Source organism: Micromonospora sp. IBSANI012 (assembly GCF_052814045.1).
The window spans coordinates 2,872,506-2,893,810 of record NZ_CP199933.1; the positions used below are offsets into that span (position 1 = coordinate 2,872,506).

At 76.5% G+C, this 21,305-nt stretch carries 9 protein-coding genes; 8 read left to right on the plus strand and 1 reads right to left on the minus strand.

Annotation, left to right across the window (positions count from 1 at the left end):
- The first annotated feature begins 89 nt into the window (after positions 1 to 89).
- A complete protein-coding gene (locus tag ACTWM8_RS13190; RefSeq protein ID WP_446214542.1) occupies positions 90 to 1,379 on the plus strand; it encodes an MGH1-like glycoside hydrolase domain-containing protein in 1,290 nt (429 codons plus the stop codon).
- 15 nt (positions 1,380 to 1,394) lie between these two features.
- Here the strand turns inward: ACTWM8_RS13190 and ACTWM8_RS13195 are convergent, their stop codons facing one another.
- A complete protein-coding gene (locus ACTWM8_RS13195) occupies positions 1,395 to 1,784 on the minus strand; it encodes a hypothetical protein (RefSeq protein ID WP_446214067.1) in 390 nt (129 codons plus the stop codon).
- A gap of 121 nt (positions 1,785 to 1,905) precedes the next feature.
- Between ACTWM8_RS13195 and ACTWM8_RS13200 the strand changes: the two genes are divergently transcribed.
- The 7 genes from ACTWM8_RS13200 (at position 1,906) to ACTWM8_RS13230 (ending at position 21,286) form a co-directional block, all read left to right on the plus strand.
- Positions 1,906 to 2,304: an NUDIX hydrolase gene (locus ACTWM8_RS13200; RefSeq protein WP_446214068.1), complete on the plus strand. Its 399-nt coding sequence runs from the start codon at positions 1,906 to 1,908 to the stop codon at positions 2,302 to 2,304.
- A gap of 282 nt (positions 2,305 to 2,586) precedes the next feature.
- A complete protein-coding gene (locus tag ACTWM8_RS13205) occupies positions 2,587 to 2,997 on the plus strand; it encodes a DUF2267 domain-containing protein (protein ID WP_446214069.1) in 411 nt (136 codons plus the stop codon).
- 341 nt (positions 2,998 to 3,338) lie between these two features.
- On the plus strand, positions 3,339 to 6,824 hold the full coding sequence (locus tag ACTWM8_RS13210; protein ID WP_446214070.1) for an AMP-binding protein: 3,486 nt from the start codon (positions 3,339 to 3,341) through the stop codon (positions 6,822 to 6,824).
- Positions 6,821 to 9,991, plus strand: a complete 3,171-nt coding sequence (locus ACTWM8_RS13215) for a thioesterase domain-containing protein (RefSeq protein ID WP_446214071.1) — start codon at positions 6,821 to 6,823, stop codon at positions 9,989 to 9,991. The genes ACTWM8_RS13210 and ACTWM8_RS13215 overlap by 4 nt, the downstream gene beginning before the upstream one ends.
- Positions 9,988 to 12,291, plus strand: coding sequence for a lantibiotic dehydratase (locus ACTWM8_RS13220; protein ID WP_446214072.1), 2,304 nt, complete (start codon positions 9,988 to 9,990; stop codon positions 12,289 to 12,291). The genes ACTWM8_RS13215 and ACTWM8_RS13220 overlap by 4 nt, the downstream gene beginning before the upstream one ends.
- A complete protein-coding gene (locus ACTWM8_RS13225) occupies positions 12,288 to 15,803 on the plus strand; it encodes an amino acid adenylation domain-containing protein (protein ID WP_446214073.1) in 3,516 nt (1,171 codons plus the stop codon). The genes ACTWM8_RS13220 and ACTWM8_RS13225 overlap by 4 nt, the downstream gene beginning before the upstream one ends.
- Before the next feature lie 11 nt (positions 15,804 to 15,814).
- Complete coding sequence (locus tag ACTWM8_RS13230; RefSeq protein ID WP_446214074.1) at positions 15,815 to 21,286, plus strand: type I polyketide synthase; 5,472 nt, start codon at positions 15,815 to 15,817, stop codon at positions 21,284 to 21,286.
- The last annotated feature ends 19 nt before the right edge of the window (positions 21,287 to 21,305 follow it).

Here is a 21,305-nt window from a genome sequence, read left to right on the forward strand (position 1 = left end):
GCGCGCCCCCCGCCGACGACCCGGACGGCGGCCCCGCCCCGAGGGCCGGCGCGCCGGCCCGTCCGGCGCCCGCCGGGCACCTCGCCGACCTGCGCCGGCTGGCCATCGCCACGCTCGACGCCAACTGGGAGCACGACCACACGGTGCCCTCGCGCACCCTCTACCCGCACCAGTGGAGCTGGGACTCGGCGTTCATCGCGATCGGGCTGGCCCACGTCCGCCCCGACCGGGCCTGGCGGGAGCTGCGCACCCTGTTCGCCGCCCAGTGGGCCGACGGGCGGGTGCCGCACATCGTGTTCAACCCGGCGCTGCGGGTCGGCTCGTACTTCCCCGGGCCGGAGTTCTGGGGCTCCGCCGCCGCCGAGGGCGCCCCGGCCGCCGCCACGTCCGGCATCGTCCAACCGCCGGTGCACGCCCAGGCGGCCTGGCTGGTGCACTGCCGCGCCCCCTCCGAGGCGTCGGCCCAGGCGCTGCGCTGGCTGTACCCGAGGCTGGTCGCCCAGCAGCGCTACCTCACCGGCCGGCGGGACGTCGGCGGGGCCGGGCTGGCGGCCATCGTGCACCCCTGGGAGTCCGGCCTGGACAACAGCCCGGCCTGGGACGCGCCGATGGCGGCGGTACCGGCCGACGCCGCCGTGATGCGGGCGTACCGGCGGCACGACACGGCGCACGCCGACGCCGCGCACCGCCCCACGGACCTGGACTACGCGCGGTACGTCGCGATCGTCGCCTCCTACCGCGGCCGTCGCTACGCCGACCAGGCGCTGGCCGGGTGGCATCCGTTCCTGGTGGAGTGCCCGCTGTTCAACGCGGCGCTGGGCGCGGCGGAGCACGCCCTGGCCCGGATCGCCGCCGTGGTCGGAGCCGATCCCGGCCCGCACCGCGACCGCGCGGCCCGGATCACCGAGGCGCTGGTCCGCCGGCTCTACGACCCGGTCACCGGCACCTTCCACCCGCGCGACCTGCGCACCGACCGGCTGGTCCCGACCCGTACCGTGCTGGGGCTGATGCCGCTGATCCTGCCCGACCTGCCGGCGCGCCAGGTGCGGGCGGTGCTGACCGAGGCGTGCTCGGCGCGGTTCGGCCTGGCTCCGCGCATGCCGCGTCCGCTGCCCACCCACGACCGCACCGCGCCGGACTTCGAGCCCCTGCGCTACTGGCGCGGCCCGAGCTGGATGAACACCAACTGGCTGCTCTGGCGGGGGCTGCGGGCGCACCACCGGCCGGACCTGGCCGCCGGGCTGCACGAGTCGATGCTGGCGCTGGTCGCCGCCGGCGGCTGCCATGAGTACTTCCACCCGGACACCGCGGCGGGGCTCGGCTCGGCGGCGTTCAGTTGGACGGCGTCGCTGCTGCTCGACACCCTCGCCGAGGGGTGAGCGGCGGTCGACCCGTCAGTCAAGTCGCCGCCAGTCGGGGCCGGCCGGGGGTCCGTCCGAGGTCAGCGCCGCCAGCATCACCGACTCGACCTGCTCGGGTGTGAGGTGTTCGCGGTGGTCCGCGCCGGGGACGTAGGCGGCCCACGGGCGTCCCTCGGCGTCCGACATCACCACGCTCACCGGATCGCGGTGGTCGCTGACCGCGGCGACCGTCCCCCAGGGGCGGTGCACGAAGACCTGCTGCCCCAGGTCGGGATCGAGTTCGCGCAGCCACCGCAGTACGGTCTCCCGGTCGCCGAGCTCCACCTGTTCGCTGGCGACCCGGAACGGTCCCGTGCTGGTCAGGAGTTCGGCCACGTTCTCCGGCGGCTTCCGCCGTCGCCACCGGTCGCGCCACCAGCTCATCCGCGCCCTTCCTCCGGGAGCACCCCGTGCGGTCGGAATGCCCCGCCGGCCCCCGCCGCCAAACCCGACGCGTCGGGGACGCCGTCTACAGTGGGTGCCCGCCCGCACCGGAGGACCGCCCGTGGACCCCATCGACAAGATCGCCTGGATCCGGATCGCGCACGGCCGGATTCTCAGCACCCGCTCCCGGGGCAGGGACGTCTGGTACCTGCCCGGCGGCAAGCGCGAGCCCGGCGAGACCGACCGGGAGACCCTCACCCGCGAGATCGCCGAGGAACTGGGCGTGGTGATCGACCCGGAGACGGCCGTGCACGTCGGCACCTTCACCGCCCAGGCGCACGGCCACCCGGCGGGCACGCTGGTACGGATGACCTGCTACACCGCCGAGCACCAGGGCGAGCCCCGGCCGGACCACGAGATCGAGGAGGTCGCCTGGCTCGGGTACGCCGACCGGGACCGGGTCTCCCCGGTCGACCGGATCATCTTCGACGACCTGCGCCGGCGGGCCCTGTTGGCCTGAGCGATGCTCGGCGGCGGGCTACCGGTTCGGTCCCGGAGGCGGTGGGGGAGGGCCGCCGCCGCGCCCGGCTGACCCCTGCGCCGGTGTGGCGCGCCGATCCGCAGCGACCGACCGGGCCGGTGCCGAACCGGTCGGGTGAGGTGGCCGTTTGCGCCCCGCCGGGGCGGGTAACCGCGGTCGGATTCCCGACCCGGCGGGACGGTCGCCGACGGTCGGATTCCCGATGGCGACCCGCGGACGGGTCGGAGGTGCGGCCGATCGGCGGAACGACAGGAGGACCCGGTGCGCTTTCCCCTCTTCGTCGACGCGGTCGCCCGGCGGGCAGAGTTGCCGCCGGAGCGGGCCGCCGCGATCGCCCGCGCCGTGCTGGTGACGGTGGCCGAACGGGTCCAGGCCGGCGAGGTCGACGACCTGAGCGCCCAACTCCCGGACGAGCTCAGCGCATACCTGGCCGGACCGCCGCCGGAGACCACGCCGGGCGCGCCGGAGACCTTCGGGCCGGTCGAGTTCCTGCGCCGGGTGGCCGACCGGGCCGGCGTCGAGCCGGCCACCGCCCAGGTCGGGGTCCGGGCGGTCTTCGCTACCCTGCGCGAGGCGGTCACGGTCGGCGAGTTCCAGGACCTGGTGGCGCAGTTGCCGAAAAGTTTCACCAGGGGTGTCGATCCAGCGCCACCACGGCCGTACGATGAGTGACGCCGCCGCCGGCCCGCGGCCCGCCTGAGCTGCCGTTAAGGAGCTACCGGAGCGGAAAATCGCCGGTCTGCAACCTCATTCACGGGAAAATTACTTGCTGGTAAACCCTTAGGCTGAAACTCCTCTCCGCGCTAGGGGGATGATCGGCCGAATTTCGACGCCCGATCACCGAGGTGTCGTGGCCCCTTCGGGCTGACTCCGATCGATGGCCTGTTCCAGGAGGCATCGAGGCCTATTCTGGCTCCATTGTGAAGTCCTGGGGGGGATCATGATCACAATTGTCGATGCCTGCGCGCCTGTCCATAGTGGAGTCGAGCCGACTCACTGAGATGGCGCAACCAATGATCATCCAGCGTTTCGTGGACGTCGCTGCCGCCCATCCCGACCGGCCGGCGATCCTGGGCGAGACCCACGAGGTCGACTACGCCGAGCTGGCCGGCAGCGCCGGTGGCCACGCCGCCGCGCTCGCCGCCGCAGGCCTGCGCGCCGGCGACCGGGTCGCCCTGCTCACCGGGCACGGCGCGCCCACCGTCGCCGCCGTCCTCGGCGCCCTCGCCACCGGCTGCGCGTACGTGCCGTTGGACCCGGGGTTCCCCGACGCGCGGCTGCGCCACCTGCTCGCCGCCGCCGACGTGCGCGCCGTCGCCTGCGCCGCCGCCCACCGGGAACTGGCCGAGCGGCTCTGCGCCGACCGGCCCGGCACCCCCGTGATCGTCCTCGACGGGGTCGGCCCCGCCCCGCTGCGTCCCGTGCCGGTCGATCCGGACGCGCCGGCGTATGTGCTGTTCACCTCGGGCTCCACCGGCACGCCCAAGGCCGTCGCGCAGACCCACCGCAACCTGGCGCACGTCGTGGACAACCAGATCCGCGACCTCGCCCTCGGCCCGGACGACCGGCTCAGCCTGCTCGCCTCGTTCAGCTTCGACGCCGCCATCCCCGACCTGTACCCGGCCCTGCTCACCGGTGCCGCCGTCGTCCCGGTGGACCTGCGCCGGCACGGGCTGGCCCACGCCGCCGACCAGCTGGTCCGGCGTCGGGTGACCGTCTACCACTCCACCCCGACCGTCTACCGGTTCCTGCTCGACACCCTCGGCGCGCGCCGGCTCGGCTCGGTGCGGGTGGTGCTGCTCGGCGGCGAGCAGGCCACCCACGTCGACGCCGCGCGCGGCCGGGACCGGTTCGCGTCGGGCTCCGTCCTGGTCAACGGCTACGGCGCCACCGAGATGACCTTCGCCGCCCGGCACACGCTGCCGTTCGCCGAGGCCGACCCGACCGCCACCGGGCCGCTGCCGATCGGCACCCCGCTGCCCGGGTACGAGCTGTCGCTGGACCGGGACACCGGCGAGATCGTGGTGCGCAGCCGGTACCTCGCCCCGGGCTACCTCGGGCAGGACAGCGACCGGTTCAGCCTCGCGGACGACGGCGTCACCCGGGCGTACCGCACCGGGGACCTCGGGGCGCGGCTGCCCGGCGGCGAGCTGGTCTGCCTCGGCCGGCTCGACCGGCAGGTGAAGGTGCGCGGGTTCCGGGTCGAGCTGACCGAGATCGAGGCGGTCCTCGCCGACCAGCCCGGCGTCGCCGCCGTACGGGCCATCGCCCGCGACGGCGAGCTGCTGGCGTACGCGACACCCGCCGGCGGGCCCCTCGACCCGGCGGCCCTGCGCGCCGCCCTCGCCCGGCGGCTGCCGGAGTACGCCCTGCCCCGCGCGGTGGTCGCGCTCGACGCTCTCCCGCTCACCGTCACCGGCAAGGTCGACGAGCGGGCGCTGCCCGATCCGCCCCGGGACGTCCCGGCCGGGCAGGGCCCGACCACGGAAACCGAGCGGGCGGTGCACGACATCTGGTGCGCGGTGCTCGGCCGCGAGGCGGTCGGCCGGCAGGAGAGCTTCTTCGACGCGGGCGGCCAGTCCCTGCTCCTCGGCCAGGTGCAGCAGCGCCTCGCCGAGCGGTTCGGGGTGGCGCTGCCGATGGTGCGGCTCTTCGCGCACCCAACCGTGGCGGCGCAGGCCCGGCTGCTCGACGCAGCCGCCAGCGGTGACCGGCCGGCCGCCCCCGCCCCCGCGCCCAGCCTGCCCACCCCGGCCGCGCCGACGGTCGCCGCCCGCGAGTACACCGGCGACGAGATCGCCGTCGTCGGGCTCGCCGGGCGGTTTCCCGGCGCGCCCGACCTGGCCACCTTCTGGTGGAACCTCTGCGCCGGGGTCGACTCGATCCACGATCACAGCGACGCCGAGCTGGCCGCCCTGGGCATCGGGCCCGGCCTGCGGGCCGACCCCCGGCACGTCCGGGCCGCCGGCCGGCTCGACGGCGTCGCCGACTTCGACGCCGAGTTCTTCGCCATGGGCGAGCAGGAGGCCGCCCGCACCGACCCGCAGCACCGGCTCTTCCTGGAGACCGCGTGGGAGGCGGTGGAGGACGCCGGGCACGACCCGACCCGGTTCCCCGGGCTGGTCGGGGTCTACTCGGCCACCTCGGCCAACCGGTACTTCCTGTTCCATCTGCTGGACAACCCGGCGGTGGTGGGCGACGTGGACCCGGACGACTGGGAGGCCCGGCTGATCGGGCGGCAGTTCACCGACCACCTGCCCGGCCAGGTCGCGTACCGGCTGGGGCTGACCGGGCCGGCAGTCGCCGTGCAGAGCGCCTGCTCCAGCTCGCTGGTCGCGGTCTGCCTGGCCGCGCAGAGCCTCGCCGACTACCAGTGCGACCTCGCCCTCGCCGGCGGCGTCAACGTCACCTGGCCCCGCTATCGGCACACCCCCGGCGGCCTCGCCTCACCCGACGGCCGGTGCCGGGCCTTCGACGAGGCCGCCGACGGGGCCGGTTTCGGCTCCGGCGTCGGGGTCGTCGCGCTGCGCCGCCTCGCCGACGCCCAGGCCGACGGCGACCGGATCTACGCGGTGCTGCCAGGCTGGGCGGTCACCAACGACGGACCCGACCGGGCCGGCTTCGCCGTGCCCGGCCCCGCCGGGCAGGCCGCCGCCGTCGCGAACGCCCTCGCCGCCGCCGAGGTGGCGCCCGGCGAGGTCCGCTTCATCGAGGCCCACGGCAGCGGTACGCCGCTCGGCGACGCCATCGAGGTCGCCGCGCTGCACGAGGTGTACGGCGGCGCCGCGCCCGCCGAGTCCTGCGCGCTCGGCTCGGTCAAGACCAACATCGGTCACCTCGACGCCGGAGCCGGCGTGGCCGGGCTGATCAAGACGGTGCTCGCCGTGCAGCACGGGGTGATCCCGCCGAACCTGCACTTCACCCGGCCGCACCCGGAGATCGACCTGGCCGGCGGCCCGTTCTACGTGCCGACCAAGGCGCGCGACTGGCCGCCGGGCCCGCGCCGGGTCGCCGGGGTCAGCTCGTTCGGCCTCGGCGGCACCAACGCGCACGTGGTGGTCGAGCAGCCCCCACCGGTCGAGCCGGTCGAGGCGCCCGAGGGTGCCGCGTACCTGCTGCCGGTCTCGGCGCGTACCCCCGGGGCGTTGCGCGCGGCGCTCACCCGGCTGCGGGCCCACCTGGCCGGCGCGGCGCCGGCGCTGCCCGAGGTGGCCGCCACCCTGGCGCTGGGCCGGCGAGCCTTCGACTGCCGGGCGGCGGTGGTCGCCGCCGACCCGGCCGGCGCGATCGCCGCGCTGGACGAGCTGCTGCACGCCGACACCCGGATCGCCGGCCCGGCCGGCCGGCTGCGGGACCTCGCCGCCGACTGGGTCGCCGGCCGCGACGTCGACTGGGCCGCGCTGCACCCCGGCGAGGGCGTCCGCCGCACCGGACTGCCCGGCTACCCGTTCCAGCGCCGGCGGTACTGGATCGACCCCCCTCAGAAAGGCGCGCGGTGAACTGGTTCGTCTCGCCCGGAAGCCGACCCCAGGCGCCGGTGCAACTGTTCTGCCTGCCCTACGCCGGGGCCGGCGCGAGCGCCTTCCGGCGCTGGCAGGAGGGGATCGGCCCGGACGTCGAGGTGCTGGCGGTGCAGCTGCCCGGCCGGGAGAATCGGATCAGCGAGGACCCCCGGTTCACCGTGCCCGACGTCGCCGCCGCCATCGCCGGTCGGGCCGACCGCCCGTACGCGATCTACGGCCACTCGATGGGCGGCCGGGTCGGCTTCGAGGTGGTCCGCGAGCTGCGCCGGGCCGGCCGACCGCTGCCGCTGCGGCTCTACGTGGGTGGCGCCCGGGCGCCGCACGTCACCGCTCCCAGCCTCTTCGACGGGCTGTCCCGGGTGGACGACGACGAGCTGCTGCGCCGTCTCGGCGCCGGCGGCGGGCTCCCCGCCGAGCTGCTGGCACACCCCGAGCTGGTGCAGCTGCTGCTGCCGCTGCTGCGCGCCGACTTCGGCCGGGTGGACAGCTACCGGTACGTCCCCGGCGAGCCGCTGCCGGTGCCGCTCGTCGCGTTCAGCGGCCGGCACGACCGGGCGGTCAGCCGGGAGCAGAGCGCCGCGTGGGCCGCGCACACCGCCGCCGGGTTCACCCTGCACGAGATCGACGGCGGGCACTTCTTCCTCACCGACCGGCTGCCCGAGCTGCTCGCCGCGATCCGCGCCGACCTGGCCGAGGCCGTCGCCGCGACCGCCGCCGCTTCGACCGCCGCCCGGTCCGGCGCTGCCCCGTCCGGCGTTGCCGCCTCGGGCGCTACCGCGTCGGGCGCCGCCGCGTCCCGCGCTGCCGGTGCGGCGGGTGCCGGGTCGACCGGGGCGCACCGGGTGCCGCTGGGGAAGACCGGCTGGTCGGTGTGGCGGGACGCGGTGCTGCGCACCACCGGCTTCCCCGCCGACGGGCTGACCATGTTCGCCGCGCCGTCGGCCGCCGCGGCCGCCGACGAGCTGATCGCCACCGGCGCCGGCGCGGAACGCTTCGACAAGGAGTTCGCGGAGGCCACCTCGGCCGCCGCCCGGCGGCTCGCCGCGCTGGCCGCCGACCCGTTGCTGCGCGAGGCGGTCACCTGGCAGAACCGGGGCGCCCTGGTCATCCTCGACGCGCTGGTCGCGGGCGGCCCGGAGCCGCGGCGCAACAACAAGCACCGGGACCGGGAACGGGCCCTGCTGAAGTACTGGCAGCGCTACTGCGGCAAGAACGAGACCGTGGGCTTCTTCGGCCCCGGCTGCTGGGTGACCGTGGACCCGACGCGAGCCGAGGTGGCCGACGTCCGTCCCGGGCCCGGCCTGACCCGCCGCCGCTGGGTGCCGTTCGAGTCCTGGGCGCTGGCCGCGTACGCCGACCGGCTCGCCGGGGACCTGGCCGTCCGGCGGTGGTGGCCGCCGCTGCTCGCCCCGCACCTGAGCCTGCGCGGCCGGACCGTGCTGCGCCCCGGCCGCCCACCGCTCACCCTCACAGCGGTGGAGGCGGCCCTGCTCTCCGCCGCCGACGGCCGCCCCGCCCACCAACTGGTCGGCGACCCGGCCGCCGGGCTGCGCCGCCCCGAGGACGGGTACGCGCTGCTCGACCGGCTGGTCGAGCGGGAGCTGATCAGCTGGGACGCCGCCCTGCCGGTCAGCCCGGACGCCGAACGGGTGCTGACCGAACGGATCGACGCCATCGGCGACGAGGCCGTCCGGGCCGGCGCCCGGGCCGGGCTGGACCGGCTCGTCGCCGCCCGGGACGCGGTCGCCGCGGCCGCCGGTGACCCCGAGCGGCTGCGGGCCGCCCTGGACGCGCTCGACGCCACCTTCACCGAGCTGACCGGGCAGGCCGCGCGGCGCCGCGACGGACAGATGTACGCCGGCCGGACCCTCTGCTACGAGGACACCAGCCGGGACCTCGACGTGACCTTCGGCCGGCCGCTGCTGGACGGGATCGCTGCCCCGCTCGACGTGCTGCTGCGCGCCGCCCGCTGGCTGGTCGGCGCGCTGGAGCAGGCGTACGCGGCGGTCTTCCGCGAGCTCTACGACGACCTGCGCGGCGGGGCGGGCGACACCCCAGTGTCCCTGGCCGACCTGTGGTTCCTGGCCCAGGGGCTGTTCTGGGGCGACGGCGAGCGGCCGGTGGACCGGGTCGCCGCCGACTTCGCCGCCCGCTGGGCCGGGCTGTTCGGGCTGGACACCCTGCCCGCCGGCACCACCGAGGTGACCGTCGCGGTCGCCGACCTGGTCGACCGGGTCGACGCCGCCTTCCCGCCGCCCGGCCCCTCGGACTGGCCGCTGGCCCGGCTGCACAGCCCCGACCTGCAGATCTGCGCCACCGACAGCGCCGCGCTGGCCCGTGGCGACTACACCGTGGTGCTCGGCGAGCTGCACGCCGCCTGGGCGTCCTTCGACACGGCACCGCTGGTCACCGGCCATCCGGACGCCGAGCGGCTGCGCGCGGCGCTCGCCGCCGACGTCGGCGGGCGGCGGCTGCGACTGCTCTACCCGGCCGACTGGCCCCGCCGGACCAGCCGGGTCGCCGAGGCCCTCGCCGCGCCGACCGATCGGCAGTTGGCGTTCGGCGCGGCACCCGGCGCCGACCGGGCGCGGGTGCTGCCCACGGTGGACCTCACCGTCACCGCCGACGGCGACCGGCTGGTGGCCACCGGCCCCGACGGGCAGCGCTGGTCGCTGACCGAGGTCTTCGCCGAACTGCTCAGCGCGCATGCGGTGGACGGGTTCAAGCTGGTCGCCGCCGCTGCGTACACGCCCCGGATCACGCTGGACCGGCTGGTGGTGGCCCGGCAGACCTGGCGCACCACCGTCGGGGAGAGCGGACTGGGACCGGCCACCGGGGAACGCGACCGGTTCCTCGCCGTCCGCCGCTGGCGCGCCCGCCTCGGCCTGCCCGAACAGGTCTACGTCAAGCTCGGCAGCGAGACCAAGCCCTGCTTCGTGGACCTGACCAGTCCCGGGTACGCCAACATGCTCTGCGCGATGGTCCGCTCGGCGACCATGACCCACGGCGACGGCGTGCCGCTGGTGGTGGGCGAGATGCTGCCCGGCCCCGACGACGCCTGGGTGCCCGACGCCGCCGGCCGCCGGTACCTCAGCGAGCTGCGACTGCACATCGTCGACACCACCGGGGAGCCTCGCCGATGAGCCACCGCATCCCCCTCGGCGACACCGGCTGGTCGGTCTGGCGGGACCTGGTGCTGCGTACCGCCGGTTTCCCCGCCGCCGGCCTGGACCGCTTCGCGGCGCCCGACGCGGCCGCCGCCGCCGACGCGCTGCTCGCCGGGGAGGTCGCCCCGGAGGTCGTCGACAAGGCGCTGCGCGAGGCGTTCGCCGACTCCTCGGCGGTGGCCGGCGAACTGGCCGCCGACCCGCTGCTGCGCGAGGCGGTCACCTGGCAGAACCCGGACATGCTGATCGCGCTGGACGGGCTGCTGCGCACCGACCCGGCGGTACGCAACGTGCGCCGCCGCAAGCGGGAGCTGAGCCTGCTGCGCTACTGGCAGCGCTACTGCGGCAAGGCCGAGACGATCGGCTTCTTCGGCCCGGTCTGCTGGGGCACCTTCGACCCGGACGACCCGCGTACCCGGCTGACGCCCGGACCCGGGCTGGTCACCCGCCGGCACGTCGGGTTCGAGGCCTGGGCCCTGATCGCGTACGCCGACCGGCTCGCCGACGACCTGGCGGTACGCCGCTGGTGGGCCCCGGCGCTGCAACCGCACCTGAGCGTCCAGGGACGGCAGCTGCGCTGGCCGCTGCACCCGCCGATCCCGCTGTCGGCGGTGGAGGCCCGGCTGCTGGCGTCCTGCGACGGGCGCACCGCCGCCGTCGAGCTGGCCGAGCGGGCCCGCGCCGACGGCGACGTCCGCACCGTCGACGACGTGTTCCTGCTGCTGGACCGGTTCGTCGAACGCGGCCAGCTGACCTGGGACGCGAACCTGCCGAACAGCCCGGACGCGGAACGGGTGCTGGCCGAGCGGATCGCGGCGATCGGCGAGGAGGCTGTGCGGGCGGCGGTGGCTGCCGACGTCGACCGGCTCCGCGCCGCCCGGGACGCGGTCGCGGCCGCCGCCGGCGACCCGGACCGGCTGGGCGGCGCGCTGGCCGCGCTCAACACCGAGTTCACCGCGGTCACCGGCCGTCCCGCCACCCGGCAGAGCGGCGAGATGTACGCCGGGCGCACCGTCTGCTACGAGGAGACCGCCCGCGACCTCGACGTCACCGTCGGCGCCACCGTGCTGGACGCGCTGGCCGCCCCGCTCGCCGTGGTCCTCCAGGCGGCCCGCTGGCTCACCGCCGAGATCGGCGCCGGCTGCGAGGAGATCCTCGCCGACCTGCACGACGAGCTCGCCGCCGACGCTCCGGTCCGGCTGGCCGACATCTGGTCGCTGGCCCAGGGGATGCTGGTCGCCCCGGACGGCCCCATCGCCCGCGCCGGGGTGGGCTTCACCGACCGGTGGGCCGAGCTGTTCGGGCTGCGGCACCTGCCGGCCGGCACCGTCGAGCTGCGGCTGCGCGCCGAGGACCTGGCCGGCCCGGTCCGCGCGCTCTTCGCCGCCGAGCGGCCCGGCTGGCCGTCCGCCCGGATCCACAACCCCGACCTCCAGGTCAGCGCCGTCTCCGCCGAGGCGATCGACCGGGGCGAGTTCCTGCTCGTCCTCGGCGAGCTGCACCCGGCCACCGTCGCCTACGACAGCGCGGTGCTCACCCCGTTCCACCCGGACCCGGTGGCGCTGCGGGCGGCGCTCGACGCCGACCTGGGACCGGCCCGGATCCGGGTGCTCTACCCGGAGAGCTGGCCCCGGCTGACCACCCGCACCACGTACGCCCTCACCGGCCCCGCGGACCGCCAGCTCGGCATCGACACCGCGCGCGGCGGCGACGTCGACCGGCTGGTCCCGGCCACCGCCGTCACCGTGGTCCGCGACGGCGACGCGCTGACCGCGGTCTTCCCGGACGGGTCCCGCTGGCCGGTGATGGAGATCTTCGCCAACCTGCTCGGCTCGCTGCTGGTGGACACCTTCAAGCTGCTCGACCCGGCCCCGCACACGCCCAGGATCACCATCGACCGGCTGGTGGTGGCCCGGCGCACCTGGCGGACCACCGTGGCCGGCAGCGGGCTGGCCGGGCACGGCGACGAGACCGCGCGCTACCTCGCGGCGCGCCGCTTCCGGGCCGCCCTCGACCTGCCCGAACGGGTGTTCGTCAAGGTCGGCACCGAGGTCAAGCCCTGCTACGTCGACCTGACCGGCCCGCTGTACGCCCAGTCGCTGTGCGCCATGGCCGACGCCGCCGCGAAGACCGGCCCCGACGTGGCGGTGGTGGTCACCGAGCTGCTGCCCACGCCGGCGGACGCCTGGGTGCCTGACGCCGCCGGGAGCGGACACGTCAGCGAGCTGCGCCTGCAGATCACCGATCCAGCCACCTACCGGGGAGAGCACGGGTGACCGACATCCTGTCCATCAGCGCCGTCGCCGGGCCGCAGCTGCCCTGGCCGGACGGGACGCTGGCCGACCTGATCGCCGCCCGGGCCGCACGCTGCCCCGACGCGGTCGCGGTCCGCCAGTGGGACGACCGGCTCACCTACCGGGAACTGGTCGGCCGGGCGGCCGGGGTGGCCGCCGCGCTGCGGGCCCACGGCGTCGGCCGGCAGACGCGGGTCGGGGTCTGCGGCCGGCGCCGGCCCCGGCTGGTCGTGGACGTGCTCGGGGTGCTCCTCGCCGGCGGCTGCTACGTGCCGCTGGAGCCGGACGGCCCCCGCGAGCGGCAACGCGAGATCGTCGCGGACGCCGGGGTGTCGCTGCTGGTGGGCGACGCGGCGGCCGAGCTGGCCGACCTGCCGGGCGTCGAGGTGGTCGAGTCGGACGGCCCGGCCCCGCTGGGGCCCTGCCCGGCCCGGCCCGGCGACCCGGCGTACGTGCTGTTCACCTCCGGATCCACCGGCCGCCCCAAGGGGGTGCTGACCACCCACCGCAACGTGGTCGAGTTCGTCACCGGGTGCGCCACGATCAGCGGCGCCGACGCCGGGGTGCGCAGCCTCGGCATCGCCTCGCTCGGCTTCGACGCGGCCACCATGGACCTCTTCCTGCCACTGCTGCTCGGCGGCGCGGTGCAACTGCTCGGCGCCGACGACCGCGCTGACCCGGCCCGGCTCGCCCGGTTCATCGCCGCGCACGAGGTGAACTGGGGCTTCATCACCCCGACCGTGCTGTCCATGCTGGACCCGGCCGACGTGCCGGGCTGGCGTACCGTGCTCTGCGGCGGCGAGGCCGTCCCCGCGAAGCTGGCCGCCCGCTGGGCGCCGGGGCGACGCTTCCTCAACGGCTACGGCCCCACCGAGACCACCGTGCTCGCGGTCACCGGCGAGCTGACCGGCGCCGAGACCGACCCGGTGCCGATCGGCCTGCCGCTGCCCAACCACCGGGCGTACGTCGTCGACGCCGAGCTGCGGGCGGTGCCGCCGGGGGAGACCGGCGAGCTGCTGATCGGTGGCCCCGGGCTGGCCGACGGCTACCTCCACCGGCCGGGGCTGACCGCCGACCGGTTCGTCCCCGACCCGTTCTCCGGGCTGCCCGGCGAGCGGCTGTACCGCACCGGCGACCTGGTCCGCCAGGCGGCCGACGGGCGGATCGTCTACCTCGGACGCAGCGACCGGCAGGTGAAGATCCGGGGCCAGCGCATCGAGCTGGGCGAGGTCGAGGCGGTGTTGGCCGGCGCCCCCGGCGTCGACCGGGTCGCCGTCGAGGCGGTGCCCGGGCCGGCCGGGACCGAGCTGGTCGCGGTCCTCACCCCGGCCGGCGCGCCCGGCGACGACACGATCCGGGCGTACGCCCGGGCGCGGCTGACCGCCGCGATGCTGCCGGCCCGGCTGCTGCGCCGCGACGACCTGCCGGTCAGCCCGGTCACCGGCAAGCTGGACCGGCCGGCGTTGCGCGCCCTGGCCGTGGCCGCGCTGACCGCCGGATCCACCGCCGAGGAGCCGGCCGGTCCGGCCGACCCGGTGACGGCAACGGTGACCCGGATCTGGACCCGGCTGCTCGGCGCGACCCCCGGTCCGGGCACCGACTTCCTCGCCGCCGGTGGCAACTCCATCGCCGCGATGCGCCTGGTCGCCGCGCTCCGCGCCGAGCTGGGCCGGCACGTCGAGATCCGGGACGTGCTCGCCGGACGCACCCTCGGCGGCCTGGTCGCCCGGCTGCGCGCCGCCGCCCCGGCCGACACCGAGCCGCTGACCACCGGCAACCCGCCCACGCTGTCCCCACCGCAGCGCCGGCTCTGGTTCGTCGACCAGCTCGCCCCCTCCAGCGCCCCGTACAACATCGCCGTCGCGCACCGGCTGCGCGGTCCGCTGGACACCGCCGCGCTCGGCGCGGCGCTGCGGGCCGTCGCCGAGCGGCACGACGTGCTGCGCTGGCGGATCCCGCAGACCGCCGGGGTGCCGTACGCGGTCTGCGAGGAACCCACCGACGTGGCGGTGCCGGTGGTCGACCTGACCGGCAGCGCCGACGCCGAGGCGGAGCTGGCCGGGATGCTCGCCGCCGGCGCCGCGCACGCCTTCGACCTGGCCACCGGGCCGCCCTGGCAGGTGACCGTCTACCGGCTCGGCAGCGACGCGCACGTGCTGGCGATGACCATGCACCACGCGGTCTTCGACGGCTGGTCCGAGGCGGTCCTCTACGCCGACCTCGCCGCCGCGTACGCCCAGGCCGTCACCGGGGCCACCCCGACGTTGCCGCCGCCGGCCGCCACGTATGCCGACTACGCGGTCTGGCGGGCCGGGCGCGACGCCCGTCGGGGCACGGTGGACCTGGCCTGGTGGGCCGAGCACCTGCGCGGCGTGCCCACCGTGCTGGAGCTGCCCCGCGACCGGCCCCGCCCGGCGGTGCAGACCTACGCCGGCGCCGAGGCCGCGGTGCGCCTCCCGGAGCCCGCCGACCGCGCGGTCCGCGCCCTGGCCGCCCGGCGCGGCACCACGGCCGCCGCGGTGCTGCTCGCCGGCTTCGGCGAGCTGCTGCGCCGGCTCACCGGCGGCGACGACCACGTGGTCGGGGCGATCGTCGCCGACCGGCGGCTGGCCGCCTTCGACGACGTGGTGGGCTTCTTCATCGACACCGTGCCGGTGCGGCTGCGTACCGGCGGGGCCACCTTCGCCGAGCTGGTCGACCGGTGCGCCGCCGAGCTGCACGAGGTCACCGCCCACCCGGGCGCGCCGCTGGAACGCCTCGTCGAGGCCCTCGGCGTCGGCCGGGACACCTCCCGCGCCCCGCTGGTGCAGGTGCTGTTCAACGTGCTCAACTTCGCCCCGCCGCGGCTGGCGCTGACCGGGCTGGCCGCTGCGCCGGTCCCGGTGCCCAAGCCCGGCTCGCCCTTCGACATCACCGTCTACGTGGTGGAGCGGGACGGTCGCTTCGGCGTCGAGGTGGTCCACAACCCGGACCTGTTCGACGCCGACCGGATCGACGCGCTCCTGGCCGACCTGGCCGAGCTGGTCGGCGCGCTCGCCGCCGACCCGCACGCGCCGGCCGCCGCGGTCGCCGCCGCGCTGCCCCGGCCCACCGTGCGCACGCCGCAGCTCGGCGCGATGACCGTGGCGGTCGCCGAGGCGCCCCGCACCCCGATGCCGGCCGGTCCGGGCGGGTTGACCGACACCGAGGAGCTGATCGCCGGCATCTGGCGGGAGGTGCTCGGCACCGACCGGGTCGGGGTCACCGACAACTTCTTCGACATCGGCGGGCACTCCCTCGCCCTGGCCGCGGTGCACGCCCGGCTCACCGCCGCCACCGGCCGCTCGATCACCATGCTCGACCTGTTCCGCCACCCCACCGTCCGGGCGCTCGCCGCCAGCCTCGACGGCGCCGCCGACCGGCCGGAACTGGCCCGCGCCGCGCTGCGGGCCGCCGCCCGCCGCAGCCGCACCCGCCGCAACCCACCCCGCCGCCCCGGCGGCACCGCGCAATGAAGGACATGCAGATGGACAACCCGATGGCACCCGACCTCCCCGCCGACGACGGCATCGAGCCGATCGCGATCGTCGGGCTCGCCGCCCGGCTGCCCGGCGCGGCCGACGTCCGCCAGTTCTGGCGCAACCTGGTCGACGGCGTCGAGTCGGTCACCGAGCTGAGCCGGGAGGAGCAGCTGGCGCGGGGCGCCACCGTGGAGGAGGTCGACGACCCGGGGTGGGTCAACCGGGCGCCGCTGGTCGATGGGTACGACGAGTTCGACGCCGGGCTGTTCGGGATGACCGCCCGGGAGGCGGAGATCACCGACCCGCAGCACCGGCTGTTCCTGGAGAGCTGTTACACCGCGTTGCAGGACGCCGGCTACGACCCGGCCCGCTACGACGGCGCGGTCGGCGTGTACGCCGGCACCGGCGGCAACACCTACCTGCACCGGTACGTCATCCGCAACAAGCGCGTCGGTGGCAACCCGCACGGGGCGGTCTCCATCGCCACCGGCAACTCGCCGAACTACGTGGCCACCAACGTGTCGTACCGGCTGGACCTGCGCGGGCCGAGCCTGACCGTGCACACCGCCTGCTCCACCTCGCTGGTCGCGTTCCACCTGGCCTGCGAGGCGCTGCGCAACGGCGAGTGCGACATGGCGCTCGCCGGCGGGGTCAACATCGAGCTGCCGCACGTCGGCTACCTGGGCATGGAGGGCTTCACCTCGCCGGACGGGCGGTGCCGGCCGTTCGACGCCGCCGCCAACGGCACGGTGTGGGGCAGCGGCGTCGGCGTCACCCTGCTCAAGCGCCTCTCCGACGCGATCGCCGACGGCGACGCGATCCGGGCCGTGGTGCTCGGCAACGCCATCAACAACGACGGCGCCGGCAAGGTCGGCTTCACCGCCCCCAGCATCGACGGGCAGATGGAGGCGATCGCCCAGGCCGTCGGGATGGCCGGGATCGACCCGCGCAGCATCAGCTACGTCGAGGCGCACGGCACCGGCACCGCGATGGGCGACCCGATCGAGGTCGCCGCCCTCTCCGCCGTCTACACCCGGGACACCGACGACCGGGGCTGGTGCGGCATCGGCTCGGTGAAGTCCAACATCGGTCACCTCAGCCAGCCCTCCGGCATCGTCAGCGTGATCAAGACGGTGCTCGCGATGGAGCACGGCCTGATCCCGCCGAGCATCAACTTCGAGCAGCCGAACCCGGCGATCGACTTCGCCGACACCCCGTTCTACGTGGCGAACACGTTGACCAAGTGGGACACCGACGGCGGGCCGCGCCGGGCCGGGGTCAGCTCCTTCGGCATCGGCGGCACCAACGCCCACGTGGTGCTCCAGGAGGCGCCGGTGGCGTACCGGGCCGACCGCAAGGTTCGCCCGGCGCAGCTGCTGCACGTGTCGGCGAAGACCGCCACCGCCCTGGACACCGCCGTGCTGCGCCTCGCCGAGCACCTCGAGGGCGCCACCGACGGCGGGCCGCAGCTGCTCGCCGACGTGGCGCACACCCTGCGGGTGGGCCGGCAGGAGTACGCGCACCGGCGCGCGGTCGTCGCCACTGAGCCGCCCTCCGCGGCGGCTGCCCTGCGTGATCCGCGCCGCGGACATCGCGGTCTGACCGACGGTCCAGCACCAACCGTGTGTTTGCTCTTCTCCGGGCAGGGCTCCCAGTACGCCGGGATGGGCGCGCAGCTCTACGCCGAGGAGCCGGCCTTCGCCGCCACCGTGGACGAGTGCGCCGAGCTGCTCCGCCCCGAGCTGGGGCTGGACGTCCGCGACCTGATCCTCGGCCGCGACCCGGCGGCGGGGGAGAAGCTCACCGAGACCCGGTACACCCAGCCGGCCCTCTTCGTCGTCGAGTACGCCCTCGCCACCCTCTGGCTGCGGGCCGGGGTGCGGCCCGCCGCGATGATCGGTCACTCGATCGGCGAGTACGTCGCCGCCACCGTCGCCGGGGTGCTCAGCCTCCCGGACGCGCTGCGGGTGGTCGCCGCCCGGGGCCGGCTGATGCAGTCCCTGCCGGCCGGCTCGATGCTCGCCGTGGCGCTGGACGAGTCGGTGGTCGCGCAGCGCCTCCCCGAGGGGCTGGCCATCGCCACCGTCAACGGCCCGGGCACCTGCGTGGTGGCCGGCGAGAGCGACAAGGTCGCCGCGTTCGCCGAGACGATCAAGGGCAAGAGCAAGGCGCTGCGCACCTCCCACGCCTTCCACTCGCCGATGATGGAACCGATCCTGGCCGAGTTCACCGCCCTGATGGCGGGGGTGCCGCTGCGCCCGCCGGCGGTCCCGTTCCTGTCCAACGTCACCGGCACCTGGATCACCGCCGAGCAGGCCACCGACCCGGCGTACTGGGCCGCGCACCTGCGCCGGCCGGTGCGCTTCGGCGACTGCGTGGCCGCCCTGCTCGCCCAGGGCACCTGGGCGCTGCTGGAGTGCGGCCCCGGCCGGCAGTTGGCCAACCTGGCCCGGATGCAGGTCGCCAAGGCCGGCCCGGCGCAGCGGGCGCTGACCCCGCTGGGCAGCCTGCCCGGCCCCGGTGAGCGCACCGGCGACCTGGCCACCCTGCTCGCCAGCGCCGGCGCGCTCTGGTGCGCCGGCGTCGGCGTGCGGCTCGACGCCGATCCGGCGGCCCGCCGGGTGCCGCTGCCCACGTACCCGTTCGAACGCCGTCGCTACTGGGTGGACCCGGACCCGGTGGACCAGGCGCCCGCGCCGGTGGAGCGCGGGCCGCGCCCGCTGCCGGAGTGGTTCGCCGTGCCGGTCTGGCGGCAGGCCGCCGCCGAGCCGCGGACCGCGCCGCTGGGCCGCTGCCTGGTCCTGGCCGACGGTCCGCGCGGCGACGCGCTGGTGGCGGCGCTGCGGGCCGCGGGCGCCACGCCCACCGTGGTACGCGCCGGCGAGCGCTTCGCGGCGGTCGACGGCGGGTACCGGCTGCGGCCCGGCGCCCGCGAGGACCACGACGCCCTGGTGGCGGCGCTCGCCGCCGACCCGCCGGAGCGGCTGGTGCACGCCTTCGCCCTCGACGGCGACCCGGCCGGCACCGACGTCGCCGCCGCCTGGGCCGCCCAGGACCGGGGCTTCTTCAGCGCGCTGCACCTGGTGCAGGCGCTCGCCGGGGCCGGGCTGACCGCCGACGAGCGCGCCCGCACCCTCGACCTGGTCACCGCCGGCATCGGGGACGTGACCGGCGCCGACCTCATCCGCCCCGAGCACGCCACCCTGGCCGGACTGGCCCGGGTGCTCCCGGCCGAGCTGCCCGGGCTGGCCGTCCGGCTGGTGGACGCCGACCCGGCCTCGTCCGACGTGGACGCGCTCGTCGCCGAGCTGCGCCGGCCGGTCGACCCGGCCCGCGCCGAGCTGGCGTTGCGCGGCCCGCGCCGCTGGGTGACCGGCTACGAGCAGGTCACCGTCGACGCCGAGGGCGAGCCGGGCGCGCTGCGCGAGGGCGGCCGGTACGTGATCACCGGCGGTCTGGGCGGCATCGGCGTCACCCTGGCCGAGGACTTCGCCCGGCGGGCCCGGGCGAAGCTGGTGCTGCTGGCCCGTTCCGGCCTGCCGCCGCGCGAGCGGTGGGACGACCACCTGGCCGTGCACGGCGGCGCGGACCGGGCCGGCCGGGCGATCGCGGCGATCCGCCGGATGGAGGCGGCCGGCGCGTCGGTGCTGGTGCTCGCCGCCGATGTCACCGACCCGGCCGACCTGCGCCGGGTCCGGGCGGCCGCCGAGGCCGAGTTCGGCGGGATCGACGGCATCGTGCACGCCGCCGGCCTGCCCGGCGGTGGCATGGCCGAGGTCAAGGAGCGGGCCGAGGCGGAGCGGGTGCTCGCGCCGAAGCTCGCCGGCACCCTCGCCCTCGCCGAGGTCTTCGGCGACCTGCCGCTGGACTTCGTGGTGCTCTGCTCCTCGATCACCGCGGTGGTCGGCGGCTTCGGCCAGGTGGACTACTGCGCGGCGAACAGCTTCCTCGACGCGTACGCCCGGGCCGGTGCGGGCTTCCGGGCGCCGGTGCTGTCGCAGAACTGGGGCGGCTGGGCCGAGGTGGGCATGGCCGTGGAGACCGACGCGCCGGCCGGTTTCCGGGCCGCCGGGCGGGACACCGTCACGCATCCGGTGGACCACCCGGTGCTCACCACGGCGGTGACCGGCCCGGACGGCGTGGTGCTGCACGGCCTGGTCTCCGCCGACACGCACTGGCTGCTGGACGAGCACCGCATCGGCGGCGTGCCGGTGGTGCCCGGTACCGCTCACCTGGAGTCGGTCCGGGCGGCGGTGGCCGCCGGGCTGCCCGCCCCGGCCGGGGACGCGGCGGTGGAGCTGCGCGACGTGGTCTTCCTGGAGCCGTTCTCGGTGCCCGACGGCACGGTCGCGCAGTACCGGGTCGAGCTGACCCCCGCCGAGGACGGCGTGGACTTCGCGGTACGCAGCCTCGCCGCCGGGCAGCTGCGCACCCACGTACGCGGCGCGGCCGGCTGGACCGACGAGCCGGCCCCGCCGGCGCGGGTGCCGGCGGTGACCGGCCGGCGGGTGGACGACGACGCCTCGTTCGGCCGGGGGCGCACCAGCATGCTGACCTTCGGGCCGCGCTGGGCCGCGTTGGCCGAGCACCACCTGGGCGAGGGGGAGGAGCTGGCCCGGATCGACGCGCCCGCCGCGGCGGTCGGCGACCTGCCCTCCTGGGGGCTGCACCCGGCGCTGCTGGACGTGGCCACCGCGTTCGGCCGGGGCCAGGGCAGCGGCACCTACCTGCCGCTGTCGTACGGGCGGATCGTGGTGCGCGGTGCTCTGCCGGCGCAGTTCCACAGCCACCTGCGGCACCGCGACAGCGCCACCGACGAGGTCGTCGCCGCCGATGTGTCCCTGCGGGACGCCGACGGCCGGGAACTGGTCGCGATCAGCGACTTCGTGCTGCGCCGGGTCGACCAGGGCGCGGTGACCGGCGGGCTGGCCCCGGCGGGCGCACCGGCGCAGGCGCCCGCCCCGGAGCCGGGTGTGCCGACCGAGGACATCCGGCCGGTCGACGGGGCCGAGGCGTTCCGCCGCAGCCTCACCGCCGGGCTCGGCGCGCAGGTGGTGATCGCCACCCGGACCGTCGACGACATCCGCGGCCGCGCCTCCCGGGTCACCACCGGGAGCCTGGAGACCGCCGACGAGCCGGCCCTCGTGGTCCCGGCCGGCGGCGGCGCCGCCTCCGCCGCGCCGCGTACCGAGCTGGAGATCACCATCGCTCAGGTCTGGCGGGACGGGCTGGGGGTGGCCGAGGTGGGCGTGGACGACGACTTCTTCGCCCTCGGCGGCAACTCCCTGGTCGCGGTCCAGCTGATCGCCGCGATGCGCAAGGCGACGGGGGTACGGCTGCCGATGCGCAGCCTCTTCGAGACCCCGACCGTCGCCGGCCTGGCGGCCCGGATCGAGGAGCTGCGCGCCACCGCCGCGCCCGCCGACGAGCCCGCCCCGGCCACCATCCCCGCCATCCCGCGGCTACCCCGCGACTGAGCGTCGAGAAACAGGAGTG

Excerpts from the sequence above, each read along its gene's own strand:
- ACTWM8_RS13230 (WP_446214074.1), top strand. The coding sequence starts at position 15,815 with ATGGACAACCCGATGGCACCCGACCTCCCCGCCGACGACGGCATCGAG.
- ACTWM8_RS13210 (WP_446214070.1), top strand. The coding sequence starts at position 3,339 with ATGATCATCCAGCGTTTCGTGGACGTCGCTGCCGCCCATCCCGACCGG.
- ACTWM8_RS13220 (WP_446214072.1), top strand. The coding sequence starts at position 9,988 with ATGAGCCACCGCATCCCCCTCGGCGACACCGGCTGGTCGGTCTGGCGG.
- ACTWM8_RS13195 (WP_446214067.1), bottom strand. The coding sequence starts at position 1,784 with ATGAGCTGGTGGCGCGACCGGTGGCGACGGCGGAAGCCGCCGGAGAAC.